The sequence below is a fragment of the Alistipes sp. DJF_B185 genome (assembly GCF_964250025.1).
Taxonomy (GTDB): domain Bacteria; phylum Bacteroidota; class Bacteroidia; order Bacteroidales; family Rikenellaceae; genus Alistipes; species Alistipes finegoldii.
Window position 1 is genome coordinate 1 of record NZ_CAXUDY010000026.1, and the last position, 8763, is coordinate 8763.

Consider the following 8763-nt stretch of genomic DNA (forward strand, 5'->3'; position numbering starts at 1 on the left):
GAACTCGATTATCCCCTCTTGGAGGGACTATTTGATTAATATTAACTTCGTCCCAATTTTAACGGGACACTAATGATAATTTATCATAAAATATGTGATAAATTATCTCAAGAAAGAATACAAGATTTTTATGGTAAAGTTGTATAATTGAAAAATTGCCCCCAATTACATAACCGTTTCTAATAATGAATCTTATTCGCTTAAATATAAACACAATCGAAATAAAATTGTTTTTACAATTACTTTTTATTAATCATTGATAATTCGAATAGTTAAACAGTTTCAATTTGCTATATCATGAAAGAATTATATTATATAGAGAGTATCAAGCAATTTGAAGAAAATACAATAGCTTTATTGCAATATATTCCTGAGAATATCAAGAAATGGGAATTGGCAAATAAAGATTTCAAATGGTATATTAGAAAGTCTGTTGATCCGAAGTGGAAAGAAATTATTCGAGAAGGGGCATATGTGTATGCTCTTGATAACGGAGAATATGAGATTGCCAATGAAGACTCTCGCGTGTTGCAGATTAGAATGCGCTATAGGGAATTAATTGATAGTCTGGCACAAAAGCAAAGAGAGTCGTTACAAGATATGTATGATAATGTTTCAAGATTATACACATATCACATAAATGTAGGACATGGGAACCATTCATTGATAGTTTTTAAAGTTAATAACAGGGTGCATATATGGATGGTTGATTGTTCTGATTATGATTTTGTTTCACATCACTATTATCGTGTAAATATTAATGATTGTTTAAATCGTATCAAACAAATATTCCAACTTACTGATCCCATTCATATTGATGTTGTAATGTTAACTCATCCACATTATGACCATTATTCCGGAATTAATTATTATATCAGCAATAAATTAATTGACAGCCATACTATTGCTTATGTTAATCTTAAATATCGCATGGCAAGTCATAATTATAATAACTTATTGTCAAACTTAAACATACTCGGTATACGGATAGTAGAACCGTTTAGTTGCAATAGCAATAAAAATATACAAATACTATACCCGGATATTGAAAACTTCGACATAAGGTTATCCCCAAACAACATTTCAAGTGTTTATAATATACGGTTTAATGATAAATCATATTTTGTGTTCCCAGGAGATCTGGAACAAGATGGATGGAATTCAATGGATATAGCAAAGTGTTGTCCATATATGGCTTGCACACATTATTATGCAATATCACATCATGGAAGTATAACTGGGCACTTAAGGTATGCAAATTGTTACTATGGGCATACAAATAATATAAAAGGCTGTTTGTGTTCACAGGCCATTACTATATTGATGGGGCGTGATAAAGCTTTTTCAGGGATCTATTCGCCTCAGGTTTTGTCTGATTTTAATGGTAGAATTTTGTGTTCTGAAAAAGATGATTCCAATAATCCAAGTAGTTTCTTAGAGATAGATTTGATTTCAAACACTTGGCATTGGTATTAAATATAAGAAAATTTGAAAAGACTTGCTACCATATCTTCCCATCATCCCAGACGGCGTGGTTTGTTTGTGTAAACTTCGTCTATATGGAGGTAATTAACTGACAATCAATGTTTATTAATTTATCTAATGAGGAGGAATATTGAGTTTCGCAAACGACAATCAGACACCCCGGTACGGTTTTCAGACCGTACCGGGGTGTCTGATTGTTCGAGAACGAACAGCCTTTCAGGGCCGCAGTGTGCGGACTATGTCTGAATATCCTCTTGCAAAGTGATCCCGTAAGATCGCCGCGCGGGTTCGAAACATTCCCACTGCTGCATAAAAACTTCCGCACCGGGCTCGGCCGCTCGTCTCTTTACAGCAGTTTGGCATCCAACAGTTCCTTGGCCGCTATCTCTACCGTTTGATGCCGGGCACCGTTTTTCTCGATGATTTCCAGCAAAAGCACCTTGTCATCGGAGATCGTCAGTTTGGGCAGCGCGAATACCGTCCGCTGGCGCTGGTGTCCCCTCACGACTGCCGGGTCATTGCATGCGCGCAGGATTTCGAGCGGCGTCTGCTGCTGTGCCGTGCGCTTGGCGAGTTTGCGATCCGCTACGATGAATCGCCGCGCATCCACCTCGAAAGAGATATTCGTGTCGTTCGAGATGCAGGTGTGCATGTATATCACGTCATTGAACACGTAAATCCCCAACACTTCGACTTCAATGCCGTACTTCTTCGCACGAATGCCCTTCACGTCCGTGCGGTTCTGCCGATATATGTCGCTCAACATGCGTTTTATGGTCGCAGGTTTCTCGCGCCCTACCTCGCGCAGCAGCACCCGTCCCTCTGAAGCCGGAGCCGGCTGCTGTGGAGTGTCTGTCGTAGACAGTTTCTTCACCCCGCCCGGTTGCGGTTCCTGCACTGTAAGATTGAGGGTCGAGACAGCCGGGTTCTCGGCATAATGCACGTCGAAGGTGAAAAATCCGCCGTCCTCGGTAATGACCGTCAGGTTTGTTTCTGCTGCAAAATTCCGCACGGCGGCTTTCACCCGCACGACGTTCTCGGCCCCGTCGGCCTTGCCGGCGATGATGTCCATCGAGCCGATGTCGATATACGTGACGGGCGACGGAAACAAGATGTGTACGGTCTTGGTGAATCCCGCTTCAATCTTGCGGGGCTCGATCTGCTGCGGCCCGTCCGGCATGGCCTTCGCCGTAGCATGTGCTGCCCAAATTGAGGAGACAATCAGAGTCAGATAAATAAGGTCTCTTTTCATTTTACTGCTGTTTTGAAATCAATAATAGCTGATGGTTGGCTTTGAGGGTTATCTTCACCTCGCGGAGCTTCCCGGCGACATACTGCGACGAAGCCTGCAATCCTCCGCGCGCCAGTTCGGACAACATCTGCTGTCCGGCCGAACGGGTGACGTTTACGCTCGTGCCGGCAGTCTGCCCGACGGATGCCAGCGCCTCTTTGAGGGCCGTCCGCTCGCGGGAGTTCGGGACGTTCAGCCCCGGCTGGCCGTCCATGTCGTAAGCTACGGCTTCGACGGCGAAGATCCGTCCGCCGTATTCGACGGACGACACCACGACCTGCAGCCGCATTCCGGAGATCGTCGCAAGACTGTATAGCGGCGTATTCCGGGGGATGGTCACTCCGTCGATACGCACGGCTTCCAGCAACCGCAGTTGCACGGTGCTTCCGGCACGTATGACCTGCGTCGAGGCGACGCAGGCTCTGACGGTCGGAGTATCGGCATGCGCGACGCCACCTGCCGCCGTGAGAAATCCCAAGTTGCGTTCGACGGTGAAATCCGCCCGTGTGTCGAGCGTCGATGCTTCGACCTCACCCTCCCGCACGGGCCGCATGACCGACAGGCGCGAATCCTTCCGCTGCTTTGCCTGCTCAACAGCTTCTTCATCTACGGCCACTCCGCCGCCGAGATACTTCCGGGCGAGCTTGTACTGCTCCTCGGCCAGCTCCAACGGATCGGGCTGCTGCCGCTCGGCGTCGAGCTGGGATTGCAGGGCTGCGACCTGCTCTTTCAGGGCTTCGACCTCGGCATTGCGCTGCGGAGCGGCGTAGAAGCCCTGCACCTGCCGCTGCATGGCCCGGTTGGCCTCGGAGGCCCGCAGTGCGGGGTTGTCCGCCGGTGCAGGCTCCTCGGCAGGTTTGAGCCCGTCGTCCAGCAGCGAGAACGAGTTGTCGCCGAGTGTCATCATGCGTCTCTGCTGCTGCTCCTCGCTGCGGAGCTGTTCCGCGGCTTTGCGTTTGTCTCCGACGGTGGCCTGCGCTTTGCCGTCCGGAACCGACGTATTGATCCCCGCGGCCCCCTCTTGAGGCTTGACGGGCGCAGGCCGGAATATGAACCACAGCACAACGAGGAAGATGCATCCGAGGATCGCCGCAAAGAGCAGCACCTTGCGCTTGCGCTGCCGCTCGAACTCCGCCGAAGGGTCGCTGCATGGATTCTTGTTTTCTGTCATAATGGTTTACGGTTTAAGATGTAATAATTCGGGATGTCCGATCTCTAACTCCGATCCCATGTCCGCTGCGAACAGGAGCCAAAGGTAAAGGAAGAGAAGCAGGACGAGCGCCGCGAGTACGATCCGTTCCCGGATGCAGGGCGCGAGCGTGTCGTGCCGGCGCCGCAGCGACCGCCGCACCCAACGGATGCGGCAGCGCAGGGAGTGCGGTTTAACGGTCATAGGTTGCAATGTCTTTGTTCTCGACGATGTTCAGCGCCTCGACCATAAAGCCCTGCGGGTTGTTGTCCGAGCGGGAGACGTTCACCAGACGGCATGTCGTGACGAGCGACCGCTCCGTGACGGTGCTCTCGCGCAGAATACGCTGCCGGGCAAAGGTTGTAACCTCGTAAGGATAATGGTCGAAATTGCAGCGGATGCTGTCCACTTTGACCATCTGCGAAACATTGCCCGCGATCAGGCGGTTGAAGAAGCCCTTCTCCTGCAGAACCTTGTAGTAGGATAAGGCGCTTTTGTCGGCCATCTGCAAGGCGCGTCCGACATTGGACTCGATGGCTGCCTTGTCGGGCGAGAGGGTGAAGAAGAGCTCGTGGAAGCGCCGCACATGTTCACGGGCCTCTACGGGACGGTTCTGTGCGAGGTCCTGCGAGAGCGCCACCATCAGCGAGCGTCCGTTGTCCAGCACGTAGATCTTCTGCCGCTGCCGTTCGGCGAAAGAGTAGGACATCCAGACCGCCGCCACGGTAACGACGGCGCAGATTCCGGCGAAGACGAGCGCGTACATGCGCAGCTGCCGAAACGATGTTTCGATGTTCGTTAAACACTTGAATTCCATAATAACGGGTTATTTTATTTTCTGAAAATAAGCCGGGCGCCATTCATGATGCCGCGTCCCACGGCCTTACCGCCCGATAATGCCGCCGAGCCGGCGCCTTTGGCCCCGGCCCATGCTTTGCCGGCCGTCCATCCGGCTCCGGCGCTTACGAGCGAGGTCATCTTCGAGACGGTCTTGTTGTAGGCGGCGAATCCGTTCGCCTGCACGACCCACGAGGCGATCGAGGGGATGCAGAGGTATCCGCACACGGCCACGAGCATGAAGATCAGGTTCAGGCTGTTCGACCAGTCCACATACCAGTTGTAGCCTTCGGCCATCAGGTCGGCGTCGTGGCGCATCGAAAGGGTTTGCAGACGTGCGATGATCGCCGAGAAAAGATCCGAGATGGGCAGCCACAGGTAAATCGAGACATATTTCGTGAGCCATTGCGTCAGCGTGGACTGAAATCCGTCGAACACGGAGATGGCGAAAGCGATCGGGCCGAGCAGCGAGAGGACGATCAGGTAAAAGGTCCTCAGCACGTCGAGTATGACGCTCGCCGCGGCGAAGAGCAGTTCGAGTATCCATGCCAAGCCTTTGAATATAAGTCCCTTTACAGACCATGAGGATCGCTCCTCGTTCATGCGGTCGAGTGTCTGCTGTGTCTGGTCGTCCACGCCCAGTTCGCTGAGCTCGCGCTCCATCTCCTCGTTCTCGGCGTAGTAGCTGTCCGGGGGCATCTGCTCGCGGCTTTCGAGTTCGAGCCGCTCACGCCGCTCCTGCCATTGTTCCATGTCGAGTGTTTGCCCGACCATCAGCGAATGCGTCGCCTTTACCAGGGGTGAAAGTATGCCGTTCAGGCTTCCCAACACGAGCGTCGGGAAGAACAGGATGCAGATGCCGATGGCGAAGGGCCGCATGAGGGGAAAGAGGTCGATAGGTTCGGCCTGGGCCAGCGACTGCCAGACGCGGTAGGCGATGTAGAGTAGCGCCCCGATTCCTGCGATGGCCATTGCGACCTGCGACATCGGATAACACAGCACCATCATATCGTCGTATAACACCCGGAGAATTGTGTGCAGATTCTCCGTAAGGGAAAGCATGTGTACCATCGTCGGCTACCAGTAACGTTGTTCGTCGGTTCCGTACAATGAGAGCACGCCCTCCATGTCCCGTTTCCGGGCGGCCCGCAGCAGGGATATGGAGATGTTCTTGCGCGTGTAGTAGCGTGCCAGATCGCGGTGGCGCCGCAGGACGCCGTAGACGCGCTGCACCACGTCGATACGATCCTTGTCCGTCAGGGACATGTCCGTAGGGTTCACGATGTTCTGCAGCTCCTTCAATTCCCCGGCCGACTCCTCGATGATGCGGGCGTAGCCTGCGGCGATGGCCGCCAGCTCCGCGGGCGTGAAGTTCTCGTCGGAAACCATACGTTTATAACCATCGACATAGATGTCCGAGATTTCGCCGACCAAGAGGATGCATTGCTGCACCTTGCGGGCCGAGCGGACGAGGTTGCTGACGGATTTCAGGGCGTCGTAGTATCGCTTCCCCTGCTCATAAATCTTCACGGTTTCCTGAAAACTTTGCAACATGGTCTGGCCGTTCTTGGCGGCTTCGACGACCTGCTTGGTGGAGTTGACGATGCCCTGCGCGAGGTTCGTAGGGTCCGAGACGACCCACTGGGCGTATGTGCTGCGGCCTGTGCAGACGAGGCACAGACACAGCAGAATGATTTTCTGTTTCATGCTCGAATTGATTGTGTTATTGAGGATATTCACCCGAAGACGGGCATCACCGCTTTATCCGCCGACCCGAAGCCGGCTGTTCGGTTTGCTCTTCCCTTGCAGAATCGATCTCTTTCTGCCGCACCCCGGAAATATGTTTCTCCGACTTCGGGCCTTTCTGCCGCAGGGATTCGAACAGATCGTCGGCGTAGGACTGCCGCCCGGTCATGCGGACAAGGCGTGCATCCAGCTCCCGGAAGGCTTTTTCAATCTGCCGGAATTGCTTTTCGCGGGGATTATCCGGCTCGATACCGTATTTGTCAAGCAGCTGCCGGTTGGTGTAGGGGCTGTCGATCTTTTCCGGGAAGCGTGCGAACCATCCTAACGTCTGCAACTCGGCATCGAGTTTCTCGATGTAGGTTTGCCGCAGGGGAATTTCCGGATCGCTCTCCAATATCCTCTCGGCTTCCCGTACCATGCGGTTCTCCGCCTTCCAGATTCGCTTCCGGAGCTGCTGTACCTGCTGCGGAGCTTCCGGACATGCCGGGCCGTTCAGCCGCCCGCGCATCTCTTGTAACCGCTCCATGTCGGCGTCCCAGTCGTAAAGGCGTGCAACGTAACAGGAGGGTATATAGCCTCCGGATATTTCCGCCAGATGGCGCAGTTCGCGGAATGTCTCGGCGCGAAACTGCCGGTCGATGATATGCGCTGCTGCCTGCACCTCGTCCATCGGAGGCTGCCGGAGCTTGCTGTCGGGATGTTGCTCCAGATAGGCATCCAAGAGAAAAGTATGCATAGCGAACACTCCGTGCAGGGAGTGGGCGGTGTCTGCCGGAACGTCCGCGAGGCGTCGCCCGATCTTTTTTGCAAACGGTGTTCTGCGCAGGGCATCCATCAGCTCCAGCATATCTTTTCCCGCCGCATCTTCGGGCGTCCTGAGAAAGCGGGATGTCGCTGTATTCATTGTCAGTCTGATTCCGGCAATGGTCAGATCCGATTTCCGGTGCCGTCGCACAAGGTCTGTAACACTGTTTATATCCCGTTCCCGGAGCAGGTTTTCAGCATGGCGGACAATGAGCGTGCGTCGATGTTCCCTTTCCCAATCCGGCGTGCGGCGGAATAGCCGTGCAATCCTATCTTTCCATTCCATAGCCGTCGGATTTGAGGACGTATAATTGTAGGCGGAGTCCGCCGAAGGGCTGCCCCAGCAAGCAGGGGCAGCCCGGAAATACCGAATGACGCTCCATTATTCGGCCGGCTCGTTGAAGTCGCACGCTTCGGCACCGATGGCATCATCCTCTTGCCGCCGAATGCTGTCCTCCGGAACGAAACATCCGTAACAGCCGATGGTGAGTGTCTCGGTGGAAGCATCGTAGATCACGCGGTTGCCGTCGTCGGCGCCGAGCCAAAGACGGTGGCGGCGCAGCGCGATGATGCCGTCCTGTACGAGGCGTTTGTAGCAGAGCGCGTGGTCGAAAACGAGGATGCGCCACATGCCCTCGCCGATGCGGCGTATCGAGGCCGAGAGGTTGTTTTCCGCCGAGAGCCACGCTCCGCAGATACGGTCGGCGTCGAGTTGTTCCCGAAGGTCTGCCAAAGTGCGGATGACTTCGGTGCGGGTTCTGATCTCCTGCTGAAGGGCCGCTACGGCCGACGCAGGCGTCGATTGGTTACTGTTCATTGTTTTTGAGTTTTGAGGTTCGTTTGAAAGCGCCGCCCGGCACGAGGAGCAGCGCATCGGCCGAAGGCGTGTAAAAGAGGTCGACCCGGCGTCCGCCGTAGGCCGTGTAATAGACGCAATCCTTGTAGTGCAGAACATGCGTTTCGGACGTGCTTCGCCCCGTGCCGGCGCCGCAGTGCGTAAGAATGATTCGAAATTCATCGCCGCACAGCTCGATTATCAGCCGCGTATCGTCGAGTGTCGAATGCCATGCTCCGCACAACGGACCGATTTTGTGGTATTCGTAATCGTAGAAGAGGTGAAACGCTCCGAGCATGGCGGTAAACGTCAGCAGGATGCCGGCGCATATCCAAAGCAACTGTTTCATGGCAGCGGGCATTAAGATTCGGTTTTTGTTTCGCGTTCGCGTGCCAACTGCCGGATGGCGGCTTCGATGTCGCCGCCGAGCTTCCCGGAGAGTTCCATGACCTGCATCTTTTCCGACTCTTCGGTGGTGTAACACAGGTACTCTGCCGCGCTCGTTTCAGTGGCATAGACCGCCGACTGCACGCCTCCGAGTCCGATCCAGACCTCTTTATAGCGGCGTTTAGGATC

At 53.6% G+C, this 8763-nt stretch carries 10 protein-coding genes and 1 pseudogene; 1 reads left to right on the forward strand and 10 read right to left on the reverse strand.

Translation table 11 applies throughout. From position 1 onward, the window contains the following. Positions 1 to 297: 297 nt before the first annotated feature. The gene (locus ACESTR_RS15380) at positions 298 to 1476 is read left to right on the forward strand and encodes a hypothetical protein (protein WP_303176078.1); all 1179 of its coding nucleotides are present in this window, start codon (positions 298 to 300) and stop codon (positions 1474 to 1476) included. A 355-nt stretch (positions 1477 to 1831) separates the two neighbouring features. Here the strand turns inward: ACESTR_RS15380 and traN are convergent, their stop codons facing one another. From traN to ACESTR_RS15430, 10 genes and pseudogenes are all read right to left on the reverse strand, one after another. Next, positions 1832 to 2737 (reverse strand): conjugative transposon protein TraN, encoded by a 906-nt coding sequence (gene traN, locus ACESTR_RS15385; protein ID WP_278752678.1) that lies wholly within the window; start codon positions 2735 to 2737, stop codon positions 1832 to 1834. A gap of 1 nt (position 2738) precedes the next feature. Then, positions 2739 to 3947: a conjugative transposon protein TraM gene (traM, locus tag ACESTR_RS15390; RefSeq protein WP_195559317.1), complete on the reverse strand. Its 1209-nt coding sequence runs from the start codon at positions 3945 to 3947 to the stop codon at positions 2739 to 2741. A 6-nt stretch (positions 3948 to 3953) separates the two neighbouring features. Continuing rightward, positions 3954 to 4169 carry a hypothetical protein gene (locus ACESTR_RS15395; protein WP_149886106.1) on the reverse strand — a complete coding sequence of 72 codons (216 nt, stop codon included), beginning with the start codon at positions 4167 to 4169 and terminating at the stop codon, positions 3954 to 3956. Then, positions 4159 to 4782, reverse strand: a complete 624-nt coding sequence (traK, locus tag ACESTR_RS15400) for a conjugative transposon protein TraK (protein ID WP_279067038.1) — start codon at positions 4780 to 4782, stop codon at positions 4159 to 4161. Before traK ends, ACESTR_RS15395 begins: the two co-directional genes overlap by 11 nt. Positions 4783 to 4796: 14 nt before the next feature. After that, a complete protein-coding gene (gene traJ, locus ACESTR_RS15405; RefSeq protein WP_373179402.1) occupies positions 4797 to 5873 on the reverse strand; it encodes a conjugative transposon protein TraJ in 1077 nt (358 codons plus the stop codon). A 6-nt stretch (positions 5874 to 5879) separates the two neighbouring features. Next, positions 5880 to 6509 carry a DUF4141 domain-containing protein gene (locus ACESTR_RS15410; RefSeq protein ID WP_288299431.1) on the reverse strand — a complete coding sequence of 210 codons (630 nt, stop codon included), beginning with the start codon at positions 6507 to 6509 and terminating at the stop codon, positions 5880 to 5882. A gap of 46 nt (positions 6510 to 6555) precedes the next feature. Further along, positions 6556 to 7452: a hypothetical protein gene (locus ACESTR_RS15415; RefSeq protein WP_373179403.1), complete on the reverse strand. Its 897-nt coding sequence runs from the start codon at positions 7450 to 7452 to the stop codon at positions 6556 to 6558. 282 nt (positions 7453 to 7734) lie between these two features. Then, entirely contained in the window at positions 7735 to 8169 is a 435-nt protein-coding gene (locus tag ACESTR_RS15420) for a hypothetical protein (RefSeq protein ID WP_373179404.1), read from the reverse strand. Then, positions 8159 to 8536: a DUF3876 domain-containing protein gene (locus ACESTR_RS15425; protein WP_373179405.1), complete on the reverse strand. Its 378-nt coding sequence runs from the start codon at positions 8534 to 8536 to the stop codon at positions 8159 to 8161. Before ACESTR_RS15425 ends, ACESTR_RS15420 begins: the two co-directional genes overlap by 11 nt. An 11-nt stretch (positions 8537 to 8547) precedes the next feature. Beyond that, a pseudogene (locus ACESTR_RS15430) lies at positions 8548 to 8763 on the reverse strand (conjugal transfer protein TraG); the annotation flags it as partial.